Origin of the sequence: Gallintestinimicrobium sp., assembly GCF_046968865.1 — a bacterium.
GTDB classification, from domain to species: domain Bacteria; phylum Bacillota; class Clostridia; order Lachnospirales; family Lachnospiraceae; genus Gallintestinimicrobium; species Gallintestinimicrobium propionicum.
Map to the genome: position 1 here is coordinate 74,646 of NZ_JBKVPW010000001.1, position 22,411 is coordinate 97,056.

The following is a 22,411-nucleotide window of genomic DNA, read 5'->3' on the forward strand; positions in this document are numbered from 1 at the left end:
GCGTGTCAGAGCGTTTCTCAGCCCTTCGCTTTTTTTGCTTTTAGCCAGCTTTTGCAGACATCCGGATAGTTGGTGATGACGCCATCACAGCCCCACTCATACATATTTTCCAGATCGTCCATATTGTTAATCGTCCATACATTGACCTCGATGCCGTTTTTATGACAGAGCTCTACCTCTTCCTTCGTCAGTCCTTCAATGCCCGGATGATAACATTCAAACCCAAACTTTTTGCAGTAATAGCCTGCATTTGCGATGCCGCCATTTCCCACGAGAGCACCGGTTTTCATATCCGGCATAAAATCCTTGCAGGAGAGTGCAGACAGATGGTTGAAGGAGGAAATGATGATCCGCTCCTTTAAGCCAAAGCGCTCGATCAGCTCCATCGTCTTTTTCTCCAGCTCCTCGTAATAGTACACGCTGCTCTTGATCTCCACGTTGGTAATCAGCGAATTGCCGGATGCCCATTCGCAGTATTCCTCAAAGGTCGGAATTGGCTGGAAGCCGTAGGTTTCCTGCCATTTTCCGCCCGCATTGCAGCTTTTTAACTCGCCTAAAGTGTAATCCCGTACATTTCCGGTAAAGTCCGTCAGGTCGTCCAAATATTCATCGTGGATAATGACAACCTCACCGTCCTTTGTGAGCTGGACATCCAGTTCGATTCCGTCACAGCCGCTTTCCAGAGCCTTCTGGAAAGCCAGCATCGTATTCTGCGGATATCTTCCGCTGAAACCTCTGTGTGCAAAAACCTTCATCGTCTTATTCGTCCTCTTCTGTCTCTTCCGGCATGGTAATATGCTCCTCCGCCGGATCGTCGTCTTCCTCTTGGTCAACTTCACTCGGCTTTGAGACATCTTCCATTGCATCGTCTACATCGTCAAATTCCTGATTTCCGTCCGATACCTTTTCCCGTACCTTTGCAATCTGTGCTACGGTTACGCCTGCATCCAGGTTAATCAGCTTCACACCGGAGGTAATCCTGCCCAGCTGGGAAACATCATCCATACGGATCTGAATGATAATGCCCTCTGTCGTGATCATCATGATCTCGTTTTCATCCGTAACGGCTTTTACACCGATGACATAGCCGGTCTTTTCCGTGATCTTATAGCACTTCACGCCCTTGCCGCCGCGGTGCTGTACCGTAAATTCGTCCATCGAGGTACGCTTGCCCATACCGTTTTCAGAAACGATCAGCAGCGAATCTCCCTGATGGTCTAACTGCATGCCGACAATTTCATCGTTGTCAGACAGCGTCATACCGATCACGCCCATCGACGTTCTGCCGGTATTTCTGACGTCGGTTTCCTTGAAACGAATGCACATGCCGTCTCTCGTTACGAGGAAAATCTCGCTGTCCGCATTCGTTACCTTCACCTCGATCAGTTCGTCGTCCTCCCGCAGGTTAATCGCCGCAAGGCCGTTCTTTCTGACGTTGCTGTATTCCAGAATCGGAGTCTTCTTGACGATACCCTTTCTGGTTACCATGAACAGGTTGTCGTCCTTTTCGTAATCCTTTACCGGAATGATGGCGGAAATTTTTTCTTCCGGAGCAAGCTGCAGCAGGTTGATGATTGCCGTACCCCGCGCAGTACGTCCAGCTTCCGGAATTTCGTATGCTTTTAAACGATAAACACGTCCAAAATTCGTAAAGAACATCACATAATGATGTGTTGTCGTCATCAGAAGATCTGCGATAAAGTCTTCCTCGATCGTCTGCATGCCCTTGATGCCTCTGCCGCCGCGGTTTTGCGCCTTAAAGTTATCGACGGTCATTCGCTTGATATAACCAAGGTTCGTCATGGCGATGATCGTATTCTCTCTCGGGATCATATCCTCCATGGAAATATCAAATTCATCATAGCCGATCTTACTTCTTCTGTCATCTCCGTATTTGTCCTTGATCACAAGCAGCTCGCTGCGGATAACACCCAGCAGACGCTTCTCGTCTGCCAGAATTGCCTTTAATTCTGCAATTTTTTTCAAAAGCTCCTGATGCTCTGCTTCCAGCTTTTCATGCTCCAGACCGGTCAGCGCACGCAGACGCATATCGATAATTGCCTGTGCCTGTACGTCGGTCAGACCAAAGCGTTCGATCAAACGATCCTTGGAGATCTGAGGGGTCTGGCTGCTGCGGATGATCTGGATGACCTCATCAATATGATCCTGTGCGATCAGCAAGCCCTGTAAAATATGGTCGCGCTCTTCGGCTTTATTTAAGTCATATTTTGTCCGTCTGGTAACGACATCTTCCTGATGGGCGATGTAGCATTTGAGCATATCCAGCAGGCTCAGCACCTTCGGCTGTCCATCTACCAGTGCCAGCATAATAACGCCGAAGGTATCCTGCATCTGGGTGTGCTTGTAAAGCTGATTTAAGATAACGTTTGCGTTCGCATCCCTGCGCAGCTCAATGACAACTCTGGTGCCCTCACGGTTGGATTCATCTCTCAGATCTGTGATGCCGTCAATACGCTTTTCTTTATGCAGATCTGCAATCTTCTCAATCAGCTTCGCCTTGTTTACCATGTAGGGAAGCTCCGTCACGATGATCTGGCTCTTGCCGTTTGGAAGCGTCTCGATATTGGTCACGGCGCGGACACGGATTTTGCCGCGTCCTGTCCGGTATGCCTCTTCCACGCCGCGGGTTCCTAAAATCACGCCGCCGGTCGGGAAATCAGGCGCTTTGACGATGCCCATGATCTCTTCAATTTCGGTGTCGCGGTCTTCCAAAATGCGATTGTCCATGATCTTTACGACCGCATCGACCACCTCCCGCAGGTTGTGGGGAGGAATGTTGGTCGCCATGCCGACTGCAATACCGGAGGTACCGTTTACCAGCAGATTCGGATAACGGGAGGGCAGTACAACCGGCTCTTTTTCCGTTTCATCGAAGTTCGGTTCAAAATCAACGGTGTCCTTGTTGATGTCCGCCAGCATTTCCATCGAGATCTTGGACAATCTCGCTTCGGTGTATCGCATCGCTGCAGGGCCGTCGCCATCCTCAGAGCCGAAGTTTCCATGACCGTCAACAAGCGGATAACGGGTATTCCATTCCTGCGCCATATTGACCAGCGCTCCGTAGATAGAGCTGTCGCCGTGGGGATGATATTTACCCATCGTATCACCGACGATACGCGCACATTTACGATGCGGCTTATCCGGTCCGTTATTTAACTCGATCATGGAGTACAGAACACGTCTCTGTACCGGCTTTAAGCCGTCGCGGACGTCCGGGAGGGCTCTGGCAGCGATTACGCTCATTGCGTAATCGATATAAGATTCCTCCATTTTTTTCTTCAGATCGACTTCTTCTATTTTGTCAAAAATATTATCTTCCATCTTTCCTCTTATCCAGCCGCCCAGGCGGCATTCCAATCAGTTTTCTAAATATCCAGATTCTTTACGAACTGAGCGTTCTCTTCGATAAACTTCCGGCGGGGTTCCACCTGGTCGCCCATCAGCGTTGTGAAGGTCAGATCCACTTCGGATTCCGTCTCTTCATCCATGCAGACCTTTAACAGGATTCTGTGCTCAGGATCCATCGTCGTCTCCCAGAGCTGTTCTGCATCCATCTCACCCAGACCTTTGTAACGCTGGATTTTGTTATTCTGATCTCTGCCGACCTCGTTAATAATCGCCGCCAGCTCTTCGTCGCTGTAGGCGTACCAAACCTTTTTATTCTTTTCCAGCTTATACAGCGGGGGCTTTGCCAGATAAACGTGTCCCTGCTTGATCAGCTCCGGCATAAACCGGTAAATAAAGGTCAGCATCAGCGTTGCGATATGCGCACCATCCACATCGGCATCCGTCATGATAACAATCTTATGATACCGCAGCTTGCTGATATCAAAGTCCTCATGAATTCCGGTTCCGAATGCGGTAATCATCGCCTTGATTTCGGCATTGGAAAAAATCTTGTCCAGACGGGCTTTTTCTACGTTCAAAATCTTGCCGCGCAGGGGAAGGATCGCCTGCGTCGCACGGCTTCTCGCCTTCTTTGCAGAGCCGCCCGCGGAATCACCCTCTACGATGTAAATCTCGCAATTTTTCGGATCTTTATCCGAGCAGTCTGCCAGCTTGCCGGGCAGGGCTGTATTTTCCAGCGCAGTCTTTCTTCTCGTCAAATCCCGCGCCCTTCTTGCCGCTTCCCTTGCACGCTGCGCCAGAACGGACTTTTCTACAATCGTCTTTGCAACGGACGGGTTCTGCTCCAGAAAATACGTCAGCTGTTCGCTCACCACGCTGTCCACAGCGCTTCTCGCCTCGGAGTTTCCCAGCTTCTGTTTGGTCTGTCCCTCAAACTGAGGATCTTCAATCTTGACACTGATGATCGCAGTCAGACCTTCACGGATATCGTCGCCGGACAGGTTGGGCTCGTTATCCTTTAACAGTTTATTACTTCTCGCATAGTCGTTAAACGTCTTTGTCAGCGCATTCCTAAAGCCCACCAGATGCGTACCGCCCTCCGGCGTATTGATATTATTGACAAAAGAGAACACACTCTCGTTGTAGGAATCGTTGTGCTGCAGTGCAACCTCGACGTAAACATTGTTTTTCGTGCCCTCAAAGTACATTACCTTGTCATAAAGCGGAACCTTGCTGCCGTTTAGATAGGTGACGAACTCCCGGATACCGCCCTCGTAGTGGAAGGTTCTTGTGTGGGGCTCTTCCCCGCGCAGGTCTGTCAGGGAAATCTTTAATCCCTTAGTCAGAAATGCCATTTCCCGCAGACGTGTCTTTAAAATATCAAATTCGTAAACCGTCGTCTCGGTAAAAATCGTCGCATCCGGCTTAAACGTTACTTTTGTTCCGGTCTTTTCCAAATCGCAGGTTCCGATCTCCTTTAACGGATAGCAGACATGACCACGCTCGTAACGCTGCTTGTAAACCTTTCCGCCCTGACAGATTTCGACCTCCAGCCAGTCAGAAAGCGCATTTACAACGGATGCGCCTACGCCATGGAGTCCACCGGAAACCTTGTATCCGCCGCCGCCGAATTTACCGCCGGCGTGCAGGATTGTGAAAACAACCTCTACTGCAGGAATGCCCGCTTTGTGGTTGATTCCAACCGGAATGCCTCGTCCGTTATCGACAACCGTGATCGAGTTATCTTCGTTGATCGTTACTTCAATTTGGTCACAGAAGCCTGCCAATGCCTCGTCCACCGCATTATCTACAATCTCGTAAACCAGGTGATGCAGACCTCTGGAAGAGGTGGAACCGATATACATGCCCGGCCGTTTGCGGACCGCTTCCAGACCCTCCAGAATCTGAATTTGATCTGCTCCGTATTCAACGCTCATTTATATTCCTCCATTCTGGCCGGCATCCACCGTCCCGTTTGCTACTCTGAAAACTTTATTGATCTCAAACCGGTTGTTGACAAAATCATCCAGACCGGTACAGGTAATAATCGTCTGAATGTCCCCGATACTGTTCAGCAGGTAATTCTGACGGTTGCTGTCCAGCTCCGACAACACGTCGTCTAATAAAAGCACCGGCGTATCCTTTGTCATCTTTTTGACAAGCTCAATCTCGGAAAGCTTCAAGGACAACGCCGCCGTCCTCTGCTGTCCCTGGGATCCGAATTTACGGATATCCACGCCGTCTGCCAGGAATGAAAAATCATCCCGGTGCGGACCCGTTGATGTCATCTTCAGTCGGATATCCCGCTCCTGGTTACGGTGCAGTGCCTCTGCAAAATTCTCGCTCGTCACATCCGGTTCATACACAACCTTTAAATGCTCCCTGCCTCCGGAAAGACGGCTGTGAATCTCTCCGATGATGTCGTTTAGCTGCTCCGTAAAGGTGATCCTTCTCTCGATCACCTGGCTGCCAAACGCCGCCATCTGGTCATCCCAGACCGACAGCGTATCCCGCAGGGACGGATTCTGGTAAATATCCTTTAACAGCCGGTTGCGCTGGTTCACAATCCGGTTGTAATGGTTTAAGTTGTACAGATATCCTGCATCCAGCTGACACAGCTCCATGTCCACGAAATGTCTGCGCTCTGCCGGACCGTTCTTGATAATGGACAGATCTTCCGGGGAAAAAAATACCACGTTCATAATGCCCAGAAGCTCCGCCGCTTTTTTGATGCGGGTCCCGTCAATCGCAATGCCCTTGGATTTGTTTTTCCGAAGGTGCATGTCGATGCGGATTTCGTCTTCTTTTTTCTCGAGATAGGCACGGATATGTGCCTCCTCCTCGTTGAAATTTACGATATCCTTATCCTTTGCGCCTTTATGGGACTTGGTTGTCGCACACAGATAAATTGCCTCTAAGATATTGGTTTTTCCCTGTGCGTTATCGCCGTATAAAATATTCGTCCCTCGGTCGAAGGAAAGGTTTAACAGGCTGTAATTCCGAAAATTGGATAATTCCAGCGATTTAATAACCATAGTTCCTCTTTCTGTCAGATCGGTGTATGGAAATTCACTCGATCTTTAAGGTCTGTCCGTCATATTCTACCACGTCTCCGGGCACCAGCTTTTTACCGCGTGCGGTTTCTACCTGTCCGTTTACTTTGACAAGCCCGTCTTGTACAGCGAATTTGGCGTCGACGCCGGACTCCACAAAGCCCGCTGCTTTTAAAGCCTGTCCAAGCTTGATAAATTCATCTCTGATCCGATAGGTCTGCATGAATCGTTCCTTCTTTCCTGCGCCATTTTCCGGCGCTTTTGCAGTTAAACAGTTGTAAAGTTAACAGGGAGAATCAGGTAAATGTAGCTGTTCTCCTCATTGCGGATAAAGCAGGGAGCCTTTGGATTAACCAGATAAATCGTGATCTGTTCATCGTCAATGACTCTCAGCGCATCGATCAAAAATCTCGGGTTGAAACCGATCATCAGATCCTTTCCGCTCTTTTCGATATCGATCTGCTCGTCCATGCTGCCGATGGCAGAGTTGATTTTCAGCTCCATCAGACCGTCTGTAATGTTAATAATGATCGGCTTTTTGTCGCCTTCCTTTACGAGCAGAGTCGCACGGTCGATACAGCTTAACAATTCACGTTTGTTGATTGTCACCTTTGTTTCATAATCGCTGGAAAGCATCTGGTCAATGCGGAAATATTCGCCTTCAATCAGTCTGGATACAACGGTTGTCTGATCAAATTCAAACACAACCTGATTGTCGGTAAAGAACAGGGATACATCTTTTTCTGTTTCACCGGAAAGAATCTTGCTGACTTCATTCAGGGTCTTACCCGGGATAACAACTTTCTGGGGTTCATAGGTATCCTTCAGCTGAATTTTCCGGATAGAAATGCGATGTCCGTCGAGGGAAACCACCTTCAGCTCATCGCCATTAATTTCAAACAGTTCGCCGGTCATCAGACGGTTGTTATCGTTGTCAGCGATCGAGAAAATCGTCTGGCGGATAACTTCTTTCAATGTGAACTGAGAAACAACAATGCTATTGCTGCGCTCTATTTCCGGCAGGTAAGCGAAATCATCGCCGCATTTTCCGGCAATGTTGAATTTCGCTTTTTCACAAGTTATCAGAGTTTGATAGCTATTGTCAGATAGTATCGTAATATCGTTATCTGGTAATTTTCTGACAATTTCAAGAAAAATCTTTGCGTCCAGCGCAATAACGCCAGGTTCTTCAATCGTGCCTTCTACAATGGTCTCAATGCCGAGTTCCATATCGTTGGCAGTCAGTTTGATACATCCCTGGGTACAGTCAACTAAAATGCATTCGAGGATTGTCATAGTTGTTTTGGCAGGAACTGCTTTGGAAACAACCTGAAGTCCGTTTAATAGCTCTGATTTCGGACAGATAAATTTCATATGTGAAAAACTCCCTTCTTTTAACGGTGTGTTCTGTGACTTATCCACATCCACTGGGTTTTCCAAAGACACCCGGCGTGCGATGGCCTGCAGGAGCGCAAACAAAGATATAAATAATTAAATTCGTAATCTTTCTTAATAGGCGTTGTTGAAATGTGGATAAGTATCACAAGCCCTGTAAAATAGCAGAAAACAGGAAACGGTTATCCTGTGTACAACCTTAGGATAAGTCGGGGATTATGACCAGGTTATACACAGATCTTCTTTTTGATCGTTTCAACCTTGCTGGCCAATTCGTCGTTATTTTTTAACTCATCCTCAATTTTATTCACACCGTGGATAATTGTAGTGTGGTCTTTTTTGCCGAGCAGTTTGCCAATATTGACATAGGAAGTATCCGTCAGCTTCCTGCACAGGTACATGACAACCTGACGCGGCTGAACGAATTCGGAGTTCCGTTTTTTGGAAGTAATATCTTCCGGAGAAACGCCGAAGTGTTCCGCAACGACTTCTATAATCAGTTCCGGTGTGATTTCCTTTGGTTTGTCAGGATTTATAATGTCTTTTAAGGCGTCTTCTGCCAGTTCCATTGTAATTTCACTCTGGTTCTCAATCTTGGATTTGGCAATAATTCTGTTAAAAGCGCCCTCCAGTTCCCGGATGTTGGACTTAATATTGGTAGCAATGTATTTAAAAATCTCATCATCGACGGGTTTATTACATGCCTCGGCGTTTTTGCGCAGGATCGCCATTCGGGTTTCATAGTCAGGTGGCTGGATGTCCGCAATCAGGCCCCAGTCGAAACGGGAACGGAAACGTTCTTCCAGGGTTTCCATTTCTTTTGGCGGCTTATCAGAGGACAGTACGATCTGTTTGCCTGCGGAATGCAGCACGTTAAAGGTGTGGAAAAATTCTTCCTGTGTACTTTCTTTTCCTATAATAAACTGAATATCGTCGATCATCAGGACATCTACAGTCCGGTATTTTTCGCGCAGCTTTGTCATGGCGGTCGCGTTACCGCTTCGGATGGATTCGATTACTTCGTTGGTAAAGGATTCCGAAGTGACATAAAGAACCTTCATATTCGGATTCTGCTCCAGGATGAAGTGACCGATGGAATGCATCAGATGCGTCTTTCCAAGACCGGCACCGCCGTAGATAAACAGCGGATTGTAGGCATTTCCGGGAGATTCCGCAACTGCGAGACAGGCGGAATGAGCGAATTTGTTGTTATTGCCGACAATGAAGGTGTCGAACTTGTACTTGGGGTTTAAATTCGCCTGTTCGTAATTGATGTTATTTATATTAGAAGAGGGAGACTTTAAATCGGTATCCGTATCGGCGGCCTTCTCTTTTTCGAGGATGAATGAAATATCGTAATCATGATCCATCATCTCGGAAATGGTTACCTTAAAATAATTGCTGTACTTGTTGGAGATGTAGTTGAGGGCATGAGCCTGTCCGGTCGGAATCTGGATGTAGACAGTATCATCCTTTACATCATAAAACTGCAGGGGTTCAATCCAGGTATTATAGGAAATGTTGGTAAGATCATATTCCGTGTGGATTGTCTGCTTGATCATCTCCCAGTTTTCCCCAATAAAATGCATAAAAAGCCTCCTCATCTGTGACCGTCACTAAAGAAACCCCAAAAAAGGGTATAAAATCCCCTTTGAGATTTATTCTATTCTATAATAAACGAATTGTTCGAAAATGGCAAATGTTAATTACTCCACGGATCATGTCCACAAAAGCTGTGGATATCCCCAAACAGAGAGTAGTTGACGTGGATAATTATGAGGATTATGTGGATAAGTGGAATACACATATACACATTGTATTTTCTGGGGATTCTGTGGTTATGGTGGGGATAAATTCAGGGTTATCCACAAGTTTTCCACATTTTGTGGATAATGTTATGTAAATCTGTGGATCTGTGGATTCGAAAATCCACAGATGTTTATAAACTAGATCTTGTGGAAAAATTTTTTTGCCGATAACAATATCTTGTATTGTGTAAAATAACGATTTTGAAAAGATTTCTGTAGAAAAATTTTCCAGGTTCAAAAATCCTTTAAAATACAGGAAATTGCTTGACTTATCGAATTTCTTCCTATATAATGTCAATGATATTTTCCGATACATGTCATAAATATGCCTTATAGCAGATAAGGCCTGAAAGGGAGGTGTAGCTTTCATGAAGATGACATTTCAGCCTAAGAAAAGGCAGCGTTCCAAAGTACACGGCTTCAGAGCAAGAATGAGCAGTGCTGGCGGCAGAAAAGTATTAGCAGCCAGAAGAGCAAAAGGAAGAAAGAGATTATCCGCATAGGCCGCAGTTTTGTGGCCTATTTTCTCTATGGAGACAATTTCATGAGATTTACGCAGTCGTTGAGAAAGAACCGGCAGTTCCAGGAGGTTTACAAAAAAGGCGTTTCCCGCGCCAACAGGTATTTGGTCATGTATGTATTGGAGAATCATCAGGATGAAAACCTGCTTGGGATTTCCGTAAGTAAAAAAGTCGGCAACAGCGTGGTTCGGCATCGCGTGAAAAGGCTCGTAAAGGAAAGCTATCGATTACATGAGGATATATTTAATAGTGGTTTAAATATAGTAATCACAGCGCGGGCTTCTGCAGCATCCATTTCATTTGAACAGATGGAGAGCGCAGTATTACACCTTGGAAGGCTTCACCACATTATGAAAGAAGAAACCAAAACGGAATGTGAAGCCGATCAATCGAATTGAAAATGATGAAAACTATTCTGATCGCAATGATAAAATTCTACCGGCGGTATCTGTCTCCTTTAAAGACAACGAAATGTCCCTATTTTCCGACCTGTTCGGAATACGGACTGGAAGCCGTAGAGAAATATGGCGCGTTAAAAGGCGGACTGCTTGCCGTCTGGAGGATTTTAAGGTGCAATCCTTTTTCCAAAGGAGGGTATGATCCGGTCCCGTAAACCGGAATCAAAAAGCAGGAGGAAATATCATTGAATGCTATTTTATTAACACAGTATGGCGGCTCTATCCTTGGACCGATTGCCAAAGTGCTCGGCTGGATCATGAACGGCATATTCTGGGTGCTGGACAAAATCGGGATTCCGAATATTGGTCTGGCAATTATTATTTTTACGATCGTTATTTATCTGCTTCTGATGCCGTTTACCATTAAACAGCAGAAGTTCTCAAAGCTCAGCGCGAAGATGAACCCGGAGCTGCAGGCGATTCAGAAACGCTACGAAGGCAAGAAAGATAACGATTCCATGATGGCGATGCAGCAGGAGACTAAGGCTGTTTATGCAAAGTACGGCGTATCTCCCACCGGCAGCTGTGTGCAGATGCTGATCCAGATGCCGATTCTGTTTGCTCTGTATCGTGTGTTTATGAACGTACCGGCTTATGTAAACCAGGTAAAGGAAGCATTTTTCCCGATGGTGGAAAAGCTTGCCAACACAGCCGGCAGTGCAGAATTTTTAAGCAACTCGGAGAACTTCTCCAATGCTGCAATGTATGCAAAGCAGTTTGCCAATGAGGCATTTACCTCTGGCAATGCAGAGTACATTCAGAACACTTTTATTGATGTTTTGTATAAAGCATCGACTTCAGAATGGAAAAATCTGGCGGATCACTTTCCGACGCTGGCGACAGAGATCACGGATACCATGCAGAAGATGGAGCATTATAACAATTTCCTTGGTCTGAACATGGGTAACTCTCCGTCCTATATGGTACATGAAGCGATCGCAGCAGGCGCATGGCTGATGGTTGTTGCAGGTTTGGCAATTCCGGTTCTGTCTGCTTTAACCCAGTGGCTGAACGTTAAGCTGATGCCCCAGGCTTCCGATGCATCTTCCAATAATGACAACAGCAGCATGGCAGCTTCCATGAAGATGATGAATAACGTAATGCCGATCATGTCTGCGGTATTCTGTTATACATTGCCTTCCGGTATGGGTCTTTACTGGATTGCTGGTTCTGTTGTAAGAAGCGTGCAGCAGGTGCTGATCAACAAGCACATCGATAAGATGGATATTGACGCGCAGATCAAGAAAAATCTGGAGAAGCGGGATGCGAAGCTGCGCAAGCAGGGAATTGATCCTGCGAAGCTCAATAACTACGCCAATATGAGCACGAGAAATGTAAAAACCAGTTCTGCACCGGCCGCCACAAAGGCAAAAGCTCCTTCTATGACACAGGAACAGAAGGAAGAGGCAATGCGTAAGGCAACGGAATATTATAACAAAAATGCGTCCAAGCCCGGAAGTCTTGCTTCCAAGGCAAATATGGTAAGGGATTACAACGAGAAGAATAATAAGTAAATAACAGGAGGGGTCAGCATGGATTTCCAAAGATTTTCGGCAAAAACAGTTGGCGATGCGGTAACAGCGGCCTGCCAGCATTTTTTAGTGACAAGCGACAAGCTGGAATATGAAATTCTGGAAGAAGGCTCTACCGGCTTCCTTGGATTCAATGCAAAACCGGCAGTCATTCAGGCAAGGGTAAGGGTTACCGTTGAGGATAAGGCGCTTCAGTTTTTGAATGATGTATTTGCAGCCATGAAGATGGATGTTGTGATGGATATCGCTTACGATGAAGTTGAAAAACATTTAGACATCGATTTAAAGGGCGATGAAATGGGAATCCTGATCGGTAAGAGAGGACAGACGCTGGATTCTTTACAGTATCTGGTATCTCTGGTAGTAAATAAGGATTCTGAAGACTATATCCGCGTAAAGGTGGATACAGAAGATTACCGCAAGAGAAGAAAAGAAACCCTTGAAAATCTGGCAAAGAATATTGCCTACAAGGTAAAGCGCAGCAGAAGACCTGTAGCGCTGGAGCCGATGAATCCTTATGAGAGAAGGATCATTCATTCCGCTCTTCAGAATGATAAATATGTTACAACCCACAGCGAAGGAGAAGAGCCTTACCGCCACGTTGTTGTAACGCTGAAGAAGAACGGCGAGAGATAAAGTATTTAGGAACCGGCGGTGTCAAAGCTGCCGGTTCTTTTTCATCGAATGGGAATGTGGTTCCCATTCGATAAGAAACGCTCCGCGAGGATGCGCACTCGGCGCAGGGGTAGATGGTTGCTAAAGCAACCGCGCCTCGGCGCGAGAATGTGCCAAGGCATATTCTTTTTCATTCATGGAGGTAGTATGAAATCAGATACCATTGCAGCGATTGCAACGGCGTTGTCTGATGCGGGAATCGGCATTATCCGCATCAGCGGTCCGGAGGCGATTGCGGTTGCGAACCGGGTTGTGGTCAATAAGAAGAAAGAACACACACTGAAAAACTGGCAGACGCATACGATTCATTATGGTTTTGTCGAAGAAAACGGAACGATTTTGGACGAGGTTATGGTTTCTGTCATGAAAGCACCCAGAAGCTATACGACAGAGGACACGGTAGAGATCAACTGCCACGGCGGCGTGCTTTTAACCAAACGTGTGTTGGAGGCTGTTCTGCATGCCGGTGCGAGGATGGCGGAGCCGGGCGAATTTACGAAACGAGCGTTTTTGAGCGGCAGAATCGACTTATCCGAAGCTGAGGCGGTTATGGATCTGATTCAGGCGAAAAACCAGTTTTCGATGCAGGCGTCGATCAAACAGCTGCGCGGCTCTGTTGCAGAGAAAGTGAAGAGCCTGCGTGCGGCGCTTTTATATGAAATTGCATTTATCGAATCCGCGTTAGACGATCCGGAGCATATCAGTACAGAAGGCTATTCGGAAAAACTCGGCAAAATCACGCAGGAGCTTTTAGGAGAGATCGGAAAGCTGATCGCGTCCGCAGAGGACGGACTTTTACGCAAAGAAGGCATCCGCACCGTCATTGTCGGAAAGCCGAATGCTGGAAAATCGTCCCTGTTAAACCTATTGGTCGGAGAAGAGCGCGCGATTGTAACGGATATCGCAGGCACGACGCGCGATGCCCTGGAGGAATCCATCCGGTTAAAGGGAATCAGTTTGAATATCATCGATACGGCGGGAATCCGCAGCACGGATGATGTCGTGGAAAAAATCGGTGTAGAACGTGCGATGCAGTATGCAAAAGAGGCAGATTTAATTCTGTATGTGGTTGACTCGTCGCGCCCGCTGGACGAAAATGACAGGCAGATTATTGAGATGATCCGGGATCAGAAGGTCATTGTACTGCTTAACAAATCAGATCTGGAAGCGGCTGTCAGCGAAACGGATTTGCAGGAGGCGTTCGGCGGCAGGGAGGTTTCCATGATCCGCACTTCTGCAAAGAAAAATGCCGGAATCGAGGAATTTGAGCGGCTTCTGGAGCAGATGTTTTTCCATGGAGAAATCCGTTCGGAGGACGAGGTGGTTATCACGAGCATGCGCCACAAAGAAGCGCTCTGCGAGGCGTATGACAGCCTGAAAATGGTTCAGAAAAGCCTGGAAGACGATATGCCGGAGGATTTTTATTCTATTGATTTGATGAGTGCCTATGCATCTCTGGGACGGATTATCGGGGAAGAGGTCGGCGATGATCTGGTAAACGAAATTTTCTCCAAATTCTGCATGGGAAAATGATCTGACCAGGTGTCGAAAAGTCTTGAAGAGACATTTTCTAAAGGAATGGGAAAAAAACAGGAGCGAAAAGTCTCGAAGGGAAGGTTTCGCAAACGGTTTGGAAAAGCGGCAGCGAGCAGGATTGTAGAACACTGCCCACAGAAACAGTTGCCGGAAACGCAGGATTCGTGTATGATTGGTGCAGAAAGCATGCGATGATTCATGACAAAAGAATGTTCGCAGAGCGTGCATTCTATTGCTTAGGACAAAAGAATGCTTGCAGAGCGTGCATTCTTTTGTTTAGGACAATGGAATGTTCGTATGATGCGCATTCTATTGCAGAAAAGCACAGAAAATAAGGCGGAAAAGATGGCTCAGATAACAGAAAAAGTTGATGTATGTGTAATTGGGGCAGGTCATGCCGGATGTGAAGCGGCGCTGGCGTGCGCGAGAATGGGACTGGAAACGGTTATTTTTACGGTAAGCGTGGAAAGTATTGCGCTGATGCCGTGCAATCCGAATATCGGCGGTTCTTCGAAAGGACATCTCGTCCGGGAGCTGGATGCGCTCGGCGGCGAGATGGGAAAAAATATCGATCATACCTTTATTCAGTCAAAGATGCTCAACGCGTCGAAGGGTCCTGCAGTGCATTCGCTGCGGGCGCAGGCGGATAAAGCGGAATACAGCAGACGGATGCGGCAGATTCTGGAAAATCAGGAGCATCTGGTTATCAAGCAGGCAGAAGTCTGCGATCTTTTATGGGATGATGTGGATTCAGACACGGTTTCCGAAAAAGCCGGTGCAACAAAAAAAATCCGTGGTGTGCGGACATTTACGGGAACGGTATACGAAGCCAAAGCGGTTATTTTGTGTACCGGAACCTACTTAAAGGCACGCTGCCTGTGCGGAGAATCCATCACCTATACCGGGCCGAACGGACTGCAGGCGGCAAATCACCTGACAGACAGTCTGAAAGAAATGGGCATTGCAATGCGCCGTTTCAAGACGGGAACGCCTGCGAGAATGGATAAAAGGAGTATTGATTTTTCCAAGATGGAAGAGCAGTTCGGAGATCCGAGGGTTGTGCCGTTTTCCTTTTCTACTGACCCGGAAAGCGTACAGATTGATCAGGATTCCTGCTGGTTGACCTATACGAACGAAAAAACGCATGAGATCATCCGGGCAAACCTGGATCGTTCTCCGATTTATGCGGGAATTATTGAAGGGACGGGACCGAGATATTGTCCGTCTATCGAGGATAAGGTTGTAAAATTTGCAGATAAAGAACGCCATCAGGTTTTTCTTGAGCCGGAGGGACGTTATACAAATGAAATGTATGTCGGTGGCATGTCCTCTTCTTTGCCGGAGGATGTACAGCTTGCCATGTATCGGACGGTTCCAGGGCTGGAAAACTGCCGGATCGTGCGCAATGCATATGCGATTGAATATGATTGCATCGACGCAAGACAGCTGTACCCGACGTTGGAATTTAAGGATGTTGAGGGGCTTTTTTCGGCAGGACAGTTCAATGGAAGCAGCGGCTATGAGGAAGCGGCTTCCCAGGGCATTCTTGCAGGAATCAATGCGGGTCTGAAATGTCAGGGCAGGGAGCCGATGATTATAGACCGTTCGGAAGGCTATCTGGGTGTTCTGGTAGACGACCTTGTGACGAAGGAAAATACAGAACCGTACCGGATGATGACCTCGCGGTCAGAATACAGATTACTGCTTCGCCAGGACAATGCGGATCTGCGTCTGCGCAGAAAGGGCTATGAGGCTGGTCTGATTTCGGAAGAGCAGATGCAGTGGCTGGAACAGAAAGAACAGATGATTACACAGGAGATGGATCGTCTGAAAAAAACTGTGATCGGCGCATCGGCAGAGCATCAGAAGTTTTTGGAGAAAATGGGCAGTACACCTTTGAAGACGGCAGCGTCTCTGGCGGAGTTGATGTGCAGACCGGAACTTTCCTATGAAATGCTTGCAGAAATTGATCATAATCGGAAGCTTTTACCGGCAGAGGTCATTGAGCAGGTAGAAATCGAAATCAAATATGAAGGTTATATTGAGCGCCAGAAGCGACAGGTAGATCAGTACAAGAAGATGGAAAAGCATAAAATCCCGAATTGGATGGATTATGATGAGGTTCCGAGCCTGCGTCTGGAGGCAAGACAGAAGTTAAAAGCGTTCCGTCCGGTATCGGTTGGACAGGCTTCCAGAATTTCCGGCGTTTCCCCAGCAGATATTTCCGTGCTTTTGGTATATTTGGAGCATGAAAGTCATATGCGCGATTTGAAGAAAGAATAGGAGAACATATGTTCTATGTACGGAATGGATCAATTTGAAAATGAATTAAAAGAATTGCGGATCGTTCTTTCGGATGTCCAGAAGCAGCAGTTCGAGGAATATTATAAGCTTCTGGTGGAATGGAACGAAGTAATGAATCTGACGGCGATCACAGATTACAAAGATGTAATGAAAAAGCATTTTTTCGACAGTCTGACGGTTGTTCGTGCCTATCCGGAAATCCTGACGGAGGTGGTTTCCGTTATTGATATCGGAACCGGCGCAGGTTTTCCGGGAATTCCGCTGAAAATTGCATTTCCGCAGATTCGACTGACTTTACTGGATTCTTTACAAAAACGATTGAAGTTTTTACAGGAGGTTTCTGATAAGCTGGAATTAGGTGAGATCCAGATGCTTCATGGCAGAGCAGAGGACTATGCAAAACAGCCAGAGTTCAGAGAGCATTTCGATTTATGTGTTTCAAGAGCAGTAGCAAATTTATCAACGCTTTCTGAGCTGTGTCTTCCTTATGTAAAAGAAAACGGTAAATTCATTCCTTATAAGGCAGAAAAAGCGGAGGCGGAAATTGAAGCGGCACAGAAAGCGGTCGATCTTCTTGGCGGAGAAATATCTGATAAGATCGAGTTCCAGCTTCCGGGCGGAGATATGGGAAGAACGCTGGTTGTGATTGATAAGATTAAGAAGACGCCGAAAAAATATCCGAGAAAAGCAGGTACACCGGCGAAGATGCCGATTGTCTGAGTTGGTCAACATGAGAAGGAGATGTTTCACGTGAAACATCTCCTTTTTTATAATCCTCAAATGTTTCACGTGAAACATTGACCGGACAAGTCGGAACGAAAAATAGAGACATATCGCGAAAGAGAGGAGCAGTAGTGCGTTTCAAAGATTAGACTGAAATAAGAATATCGTGTAAGATTGAAAATTTCCTTTTTACGTCAAAAAACGGAACTGCTGAAAAAAAGTGCATTCCTTTTTACAAATTTATAACTATTAGCAATGGCATTCTTGAAATGTTGATGTTATAATAAATGATGTGAATTTGAAACGGTAAGAGAAGAAGTCGTGAAACGACACGAGGTGTATGAATTTCAATGGGGAGAGCAATAGCAATTGCGAACCAGAAGGGCGGCGTTGGTAAAACAACGACAGCAATCAATCTGTCAGCCTGTCTGGCGGCGAAAAGAAAAAAAGTATTAGTTATTGACATGGATCCACAGGGAAATACGACCAGTGGATTCGGCGTCGAAAAAAATGAACTGGAAAACACAGTTTATGAATTGATTCTTGGTGAGTGTTCGGTAGAAGAGTGTCTGATCAAGAATGTTGTTAAGAATGTCTCAATTATTCCGTCAAATGTCAATCTTGCCGCAGCGGAGATTGAACTGATTGGAGTAGATAAAAAAGAGTACATTTTGAAAAATGAAATCGACTGGATTCGAGATCAGTACGATTTTATCATCATCGATTGCCCGCCGTCGCTCAGCATGCTGACGATCAATGCGATGACGACAGCGGATACAGTTCTTGTTCCGATTCAGTGCGAATACTATGCGCTGGAGGGATTGAGTCAGCTGATCCATACCGTAAATCTGGTAAGAGAACGTCTGAATCCGACTCTGGATATCGAAGGTATCGTATTTACCATGTATGATGCGAGAACAAATCTTTCGATGCAGGTCGTTGAAAATGTCAAGGATCATCTGAATCAAAAGGTTTACAAGACGATGATTCCCAGAAATATTCGACTTGCAGAGGCACCGAGTTATGGAATGCCGATCAATCTTTATGATGCAAAGTCAGCAGGAGCAGAGAGCTATATGGCACTTGCGGATGAAGTCATAAAGAGAAAGGGTATATAATGGCGTTGAAAAGAGGATTAGGAAAAGGACTGGATTCTCTGATTCCGACAAATGTGATGATGGAGTCAGAGGTAAAGCATGCTACAGTTTCGACCGCCTCATCACCTGAGGAGGGAAAAGACGGCACTCTGATGGTAAAGCTGTCAAAGGTAGAGCCGAATCGAGAACAGCCCCGTAAAAATTTTGATGAAGATTCTTTACAGGAATTGGCAGAATCTTTAAAACAATTCGGAATGCTGCAGCCGATTCTTGTACAGAACCGTGGTGATTATTATGAAATCATCGCAGGAGAGCGCAGATGGAGAGCTGCCAAAATCGCCGGATTAAAAGAGGTTCCGGTTATTGTCAGAGAATTGACAGATCAGGAAATTGTTGAAATTTCTCTGATTGAAAATATTCAGAGAGAGGATTTAAATCCGATCGAAGAAGCACAGGCTTATAAGAGACTGCTGACAGAGTTTCATTTAAAGCAGGATGAAGTAGCGGAGCGGGTTTCCAAGAGCAGAACTGCCGTTACAAACTCCATGCGTCTGCTCAAATTGTGCGATGAAGTACAGAAGATGGTAGTGGACGATATGATCAGCACCGGACATGCAAGAGCGCTGATCAGCATTGAAGATCCGGAAGAACAGTATCTGATCGCACAGAAAATCTTTGATGAAAAGCTGAGTGTCCGCGAGGTGGAAAAGCTGGTAAAAGATCTGCACAAGCCGCCGAAGCCGCCGAAGGAAGAAAATAAGACGCTGCAGGCAATTTATCAGGAGATCTCCGAACGGTTGAAGCAGAGTCTGAGTACAAAGGTATCTGTGAGCGCAAAACAGAACGGCGCGGGTAAGATAGAAATTGAATTTTATAATCATGAAGATCTGGAACGCCTGCTGGAGCGGATCACGGGTTAAAGTTGTGAGACGGTAAGATAAATTACCGAAATACCGTAAGAAAGGAAAGAAAAACAATGACAAGCCCGTTGATGGAATATCTCGGAATAGCAGGATTGGATATTGCGTGGCTGTTTATCGGAATTTTTGTTGTATTGCTGATTCTTCTGGTTTTAATCATTGTACAGTTTGCAAAGTACAAAAAGCTGAAGAAAAAGTACGACAAATTTATGAAAGGCAAAGACGGAAAGAGCCTGGAAAAGGATATTATCGCTCTGTTTGAGGATAATAAATTTATCAAAAGCGAGAGCGAGAAGAATCGAAAGGACATCCGCAATATCCTGAAAAAACTGGAATTCTGTTATCAGAAGGCTGGACTGGTAAAATACGATGCCTATAACCAGATGGGCGGTAATCTGAGCTTTTGCCTGTGCATGCTGAATGAGAGAAACAGCGGATTTATTTTAAATTCCGTACACAGCAGCGACGGCTGCTATACCTACACGAAGGAAATCAAAAACGGCGAATGTGAAATCGCCCTTGGTGAAGAAGAAAGAAAAGCGCTGAATATGGCGATTGGATTTTAAGGAGGAAGAGTCATGATCGATATCAAATTTTTAAGAGAAAATCCGGAAGTGGTAAAAGAAAATATCCGGAAAAAATTCCAGGATGAAAAGCTTCCGCTGGTAGATGAAGTAATCGAGCTGGATGCACAGAGCAGAACTGCACAGAAAGAAGCAGATGATCTGCGCGCCAACAGAAATAAGATTTCCAAAGAAATCGGTAAACTGATGGGCCAGGGTAAGAAAGAAGAAGCCATGGCGATGAAGGAACAGGTCAATGCAGATGCAAAGAGACTTTCTGAGCTGGAAGCACAGGAAGAAGAGCTGCAGGCAAGAATCCTGAAAATCATGATGACCATCCCCAACATTATCGATCCTTCTGTTCCGATCGGTAAAAACGATACCGAGAACGTAGAGGTTCAGAGATATGGCGAGCCGGTTGTTCCGGATTTCGAAATTCCTTATCATACAGAGATCATGGAGAGCTTTGACGGTATTGACTTAGACAGCGCAAGAAAGGTTGCAGGAAACGGTTTCTACTATCTGATGGGCGATATCGCAAGACTGCATTCCGCGGTTATCGCATATGCAAGAGATTTCATGATTAACAGAGGCTTTACCTACTGTGTACCTCCTTTCATGATCAGAAGCAATGTTGTAACAGGCGTTATGAGCTTTGCAGAAATGGACGCTATGATGTACAAGATCGAAGGCGAAGATCTTTACCTGATCGGTACTTCCGAGCATTCCATGATCGGTAAATTTATCGACACAATTATTCCGGAAGAAGAGCTGCCTAAGACTCTGACCAGCTATTCTCCTTGCTTCCGTAAGGAAAAAGGCGCACACGGTCTGGAAGAGAGAGGCGTATACAGAATCCATCAGTTCGAAAAGCAGGAAATGATCGTTGTGTGCAAGCCTGAAGATTCCAAGATGTGGTTTGACAAGCTGTGGCAGAACACTGTAGATCTGTTCAGAAGCATGGATATTCCGGTAAGAACCTTGGAATGCTGCTCCGGTGACCTGGCTGACCTGAAAGTGAAATCTGTAGACGTAGAAGCATGGTCCCCGAGACAGAAGAAGTATTTCGAAGTTGGCAGCTGCTCCAACCTGGGCGATGCGCAGGCAAGAAGACTGAAGATCCGTGTAAATGGTGAAAACGGAAAATACTTTGCACATACACTGAATAATACAGTAGTAGCGCCTCCGAGAATGCTGATTGCTTTCCTGGAGAATAACCTGCAGGCAGACGGCTCTGTCAGAATTCCTGAAGTGCTGCAGCCTTACATGGGCGGAATGAAAGAAATTCGCAAAAAATAATTATGTAAACTAAAATAAACAAAAAGTGAGGTGAGATTCTTGCACAAATTTTTGAGAGCAGTGGGATTCAGTCAGTATACAGAAAAGAAACAGGTTCAAAAGCTGATCCGGGATATCATTATTCATGCGGATGAGCGCAGCTATACGACCGTTGGGAAAAAGACGCTGGTTGCAGAATTTGACAGGAATTTCGCCGAAGATATCGGAATAGCAGTGTGCGGAGAATTTGATGAGGACGATACGTACAGTTTCGATTATTATCTTCCGTACCTGCGCTCCGATCTTGTCAGTACAGCAGAGGATATCTCAATCGAGCGCCACGCAGCGAAGGAGTCCTATGCGGGAATCTGCGACGATCCGAAGGTTGGTGTTTCCCTGATTTTTTACCTGCAAAATATGATTTCGTATCTGAAATTGCAGGGAGAAGGCAAGATCCCGGCAAAGGGTACTTCTTTGAACCTTTCCGCACTTTCCTGTCAGGGAACGATCATGATGCCGATTCAGAAGACGGAATGGCAGAAAAAGAAGATTGCCAAGGACGCGGTACAGAGAAACCGTCTGATTCAAGCTGCACGCGGCGGCGATGAAGAAGCGATGGAAAGCCTGACGTTAGAAGATATGGACACCTACACGTCCATTTCCAGAAAGATTCAAAAAGCCGATATTTTCAGTCTTGTAGATACGTATTTCATGCCGTATGGTGTGGAATGTGACCAGTATTCTGTTCTGGGTGAAATCACGGATATGAAGCTTGTAACCAACGGACTGACGGGCGAAAAGGTACATATTCTGACCCTGTGTTGCAACGACCTGAATTTAAAGGTTGCAATCAACAGCATTGATCTGCTGGGCGAACCTGCTGTCGGACGCCGCTTCAAGGGCAGCGTGTGGTTGCAGGGACAGGTGAATTTCCCAGAAGAGTCGTAGAAGAGTTCACGGACAGCGTAAAGTATTTGACTTGTACAGATAATTTCTGTATAATAAATTTGTTTATGGAACTGTTTTTTGTGTGACGAATCGAATAGGTGTTACTTCTAAGAAGCAACCATGGTTAAAGCCGTGAAACCTAAAAAGTGGCAACAAAGAGTCTGATTGGAACAGTAGCATATAGAAATGTCGAAATAAGAAATCAGATGATTCATCACGAAAGTGATTGAG

At 46.0% G+C, this 22,411-nt stretch carries 20 protein-coding genes; 13 read left to right on the forward strand and 7 right to left on the reverse strand.

The features are described 5' to 3' along the window. Positions 1-17 precede the first annotated feature (17 nt). From ACLTOQ_RS00335 to dnaA, 7 genes are all read right to left on the reverse strand, one after another. Positions 18-755, reverse strand: coding sequence for a glycerophosphodiester phosphodiesterase (locus ACLTOQ_RS00335; RefSeq protein ID WP_412318379.1), 738 nt, complete (start codon positions 753-755; stop codon positions 18-20). Between the two features lie 4 nt (positions 756-759). After that, entirely contained in the window at positions 760-3,342 is a 2,583-nt protein-coding gene (gyrA, locus tag ACLTOQ_RS00340; protein ID WP_021914458.1) for a DNA gyrase subunit A, read from the reverse strand. A 44-nt stretch (positions 3,343-3,386) separates the two neighbouring features. Further along, entirely contained in the window at positions 3,387-5,306 is a 1,920-nt protein-coding gene (gyrB, locus tag ACLTOQ_RS00345) for a DNA topoisomerase (ATP-hydrolyzing) subunit B (RefSeq protein ID WP_412318380.1), read from the reverse strand. After that, positions 5,307-6,404, reverse strand: coding sequence for a DNA replication/repair protein RecF (gene recF / locus ACLTOQ_RS00350; RefSeq protein WP_021914455.1), 1,098 nt, complete (start codon positions 6,402-6,404; stop codon positions 5,307-5,309). It lies immediately after the preceding gene. A gap of 34 nt (positions 6,405-6,438) precedes the next feature. Beyond that, a complete protein-coding gene (locus ACLTOQ_RS00355; RefSeq protein ID WP_021914454.1) occupies positions 6,439-6,645 on the reverse strand; it encodes an RNA-binding S4 domain-containing protein in 207 nt (68 codons plus the stop codon). 44 nt (positions 6,646-6,689) lie between these two features. Next, entirely contained in the window at positions 6,690-7,796 is a 1,107-nt protein-coding gene (dnaN, locus tag ACLTOQ_RS00360) for a DNA polymerase III subunit beta (RefSeq protein WP_117960903.1), read from the reverse strand. Between the two features lie 248 nt (positions 7,797-8,044). Next, entirely contained in the window at positions 8,045-9,406 is a 1,362-nt protein-coding gene (gene dnaA / locus ACLTOQ_RS00365) for a chromosomal replication initiator protein DnaA (RefSeq protein ID WP_021914452.1), read from the reverse strand. Between the two features lie 587 nt (positions 9,407-9,993). On the opposite strand from dnaA, the gene rpmH reads away from it, so the two are divergent. The 13 genes from rpmH to ACLTOQ_RS00430 all read left to right on the forward strand — a co-directional run bounded on the left by rpmH (position 9,994) and on the right by ACLTOQ_RS00430 (position 22,180). Further along, on the forward strand, positions 9,994-10,128 hold the full coding sequence (gene rpmH / locus ACLTOQ_RS00370; RefSeq protein WP_022003951.1) for a 50S ribosomal protein L34: 135 nt from the start codon (positions 9,994-9,996) through the stop codon (positions 10,126-10,128). Positions 10,129-10,169: 41 nt separating this feature from the next. Continuing rightward, entirely contained in the window at positions 10,170-10,544 is a 375-nt protein-coding gene (gene rnpA / locus ACLTOQ_RS00375) for a ribonuclease P protein component (RefSeq protein WP_021914451.1), read from the forward strand. Positions 10,545-10,549: 5 nt separating this feature from the next. Continuing rightward, positions 10,550-10,759 (forward strand): membrane protein insertion efficiency factor YidD, encoded by a 210-nt coding sequence (gene yidD, locus ACLTOQ_RS00380; RefSeq protein ID WP_117960954.1) that lies wholly within the window; start codon positions 10,550-10,552, stop codon positions 10,757-10,759. 30 nt (positions 10,760-10,789) lie between these two features. Further along, the gene (locus ACLTOQ_RS00385) at positions 10,790-12,118 is read left to right on the forward strand and encodes a YidC/Oxa1 family membrane protein insertase (RefSeq protein WP_412318382.1); all 1,329 of its coding nucleotides are present in this window, start codon (positions 10,790-10,792) and stop codon (positions 12,116-12,118) included. A gap of 18 nt (positions 12,119-12,136) precedes the next feature. Continuing rightward, positions 12,137-12,772 (forward strand): RNA-binding cell elongation regulator Jag/EloR, encoded by a 636-nt coding sequence (gene jag / locus ACLTOQ_RS00390; protein WP_118496058.1) that lies wholly within the window; start codon positions 12,137-12,139, stop codon positions 12,770-12,772. A 186-nt stretch (positions 12,773-12,958) separates the two neighbouring features. Further along, positions 12,959-14,344, forward strand: a complete 1,386-nt coding sequence (gene mnmE, locus ACLTOQ_RS00395; RefSeq protein WP_412318383.1) for a tRNA uridine-5-carboxymethylaminomethyl(34) synthesis GTPase MnmE — start codon at positions 12,959-12,961, stop codon at positions 14,342-14,344. 348 nt (positions 14,345-14,692) lie between these two features. Continuing rightward, positions 14,693-16,630 carry a tRNA uridine-5-carboxymethylaminomethyl(34) synthesis enzyme MnmG gene (gene mnmG, locus ACLTOQ_RS00400; protein ID WP_412318384.1) on the forward strand — a complete coding sequence of 646 codons (1,938 nt, stop codon included), beginning with the start codon at positions 14,693-14,695 and terminating at the stop codon, positions 16,628-16,630. 15 nt (positions 16,631-16,645) lie between these two features. Beyond that, positions 16,646-17,371, forward strand: a complete 726-nt coding sequence (gene rsmG / locus ACLTOQ_RS00405) for a 16S rRNA (guanine(527)-N(7))-methyltransferase RsmG (protein WP_412272125.1) — start codon at positions 16,646-16,648, stop codon at positions 17,369-17,371. A gap of 353 nt (positions 17,372-17,724) precedes the next feature. Further along, positions 17,725-18,492 (forward strand): ParA family protein, encoded by a 768-nt coding sequence (locus ACLTOQ_RS00410; protein ID WP_021914298.1) that lies wholly within the window; start codon positions 17,725-17,727, stop codon positions 18,490-18,492. Then, the gene (locus ACLTOQ_RS00415; RefSeq protein WP_337755296.1) at positions 18,492-19,391 is read left to right on the forward strand and encodes a ParB/RepB/Spo0J family partition protein; all 900 of its coding nucleotides are present in this window, start codon (positions 18,492-18,494) and stop codon (positions 19,389-19,391) included. The genes ACLTOQ_RS00410 and ACLTOQ_RS00415 overlap by 1 nt, the downstream gene beginning before the upstream one ends. A gap of 56 nt (positions 19,392-19,447) precedes the next feature. Beyond that, positions 19,448-19,957 carry a DUF4446 family protein gene (locus tag ACLTOQ_RS00420; protein ID WP_308728816.1) on the forward strand — a complete coding sequence of 170 codons (510 nt, stop codon included), beginning with the start codon at positions 19,448-19,450 and terminating at the stop codon, positions 19,955-19,957. Between the two features lie 12 nt (positions 19,958-19,969). Beyond that, complete coding sequence (gene serS, locus ACLTOQ_RS00425) at positions 19,970-21,253, forward strand: serine--tRNA ligase (protein WP_021914295.1); 1,284 nt, start codon at positions 19,970-19,972, stop codon at positions 21,251-21,253. A 30-nt stretch (positions 21,254-21,283) separates the two neighbouring features. Beyond that, complete coding sequence (locus ACLTOQ_RS00430; RefSeq protein WP_308728817.1) at positions 21,284-22,180, forward strand: DUF3881 family protein; 897 nt, start codon at positions 21,284-21,286, stop codon at positions 22,178-22,180. Positions 22,181-22,411: the final 231 nt, after the last annotated feature.

Excerpts from the sequence above, each read along its gene's own strand:
- ACLTOQ_RS00355 (WP_021914454.1), bottom strand. The coding sequence starts at position 6,645 with ATGCAGACCTATCGGATCAGAGATGAATTTATCAAGCTTGGACAGGCT.
- mnmG (WP_412318384.1), top strand. The coding sequence starts at position 14,693 with ATGGCTCAGATAACAGAAAAAGTTGATGTATGTGTAATTGGGGCAGGT.
- gyrB (WP_412318380.1), bottom strand. The coding sequence starts at position 5,306 with ATGAGCGTTGAATACGGAGCAGATCAAATTCAGATTCTGGAGGGTCTG.
- ACLTOQ_RS00335 (WP_412318379.1), bottom strand. The coding sequence starts at position 755 with ATGAAGGTTTTTGCACACAGAGGTTTCAGCGGAAGATATCCGCAGAAT.
- ACLTOQ_RS00420 (WP_308728816.1), top strand. The coding sequence starts at position 19,448 with ATGACAAGCCCGTTGATGGAATATCTCGGAATAGCAGGATTGGATATT.
- rsmG (WP_412272125.1), top strand. The coding sequence starts at position 16,646 with ATGTACGGAATGGATCAATTTGAAAATGAATTAAAAGAATTGCGGATC.
- rpmH (WP_022003951.1), top strand. The coding sequence starts at position 9,994 with ATGAAGATGACATTTCAGCCTAAGAAAAGGCAGCGTTCCAAAGTACAC.
- jag (WP_118496058.1), top strand. The coding sequence starts at position 12,137 with ATGGATTTCCAAAGATTTTCGGCAAAAACAGTTGGCGATGCGGTAACA.
- recF (WP_021914455.1), bottom strand. The coding sequence starts at position 6,404 with ATGGTTATTAAATCGCTGGAATTATCCAATTTTCGGAATTACAGCCTG.
- serS (WP_021914295.1), top strand. The coding sequence starts at position 19,970 with ATGATCGATATCAAATTTTTAAGAGAAAATCCGGAAGTGGTAAAAGAA.
- dnaA (WP_021914452.1), bottom strand. The coding sequence starts at position 9,406 with ATGCATTTTATTGGGGAAAACTGGGAGATGATCAAGCAGACAATCCAC.
- yidD (WP_117960954.1), top strand. The coding sequence starts at position 10,550 with ATGAAAACTATTCTGATCGCAATGATAAAATTCTACCGGCGGTATCTG.
- ACLTOQ_RS00410 (WP_021914298.1), top strand. The coding sequence starts at position 17,725 with ATGGGGAGAGCAATAGCAATTGCGAACCAGAAGGGCGGCGTTGGTAAA.
- dnaN (WP_117960903.1), bottom strand. The coding sequence starts at position 7,796 with ATGAAATTTATCTGTCCGAAATCAGAGCTATTAAACGGACTTCAGGTT.
- gyrA (WP_021914458.1), bottom strand. The coding sequence starts at position 3,342 with ATGGAAGATAATATTTTTGACAAAATAGAAGAAGTCGATCTGAAGAAA.
- mnmE (WP_412318383.1), top strand. The coding sequence starts at position 12,959 with ATGAAATCAGATACCATTGCAGCGATTGCAACGGCGTTGTCTGATGCG.
- rnpA (WP_021914451.1), top strand. The coding sequence starts at position 10,170 with ATGAGATTTACGCAGTCGTTGAGAAAGAACCGGCAGTTCCAGGAGGTT.
- ACLTOQ_RS00415 (WP_337755296.1), top strand. The coding sequence starts at position 18,492 with ATGGCGTTGAAAAGAGGATTAGGAAAAGGACTGGATTCTCTGATTCCG.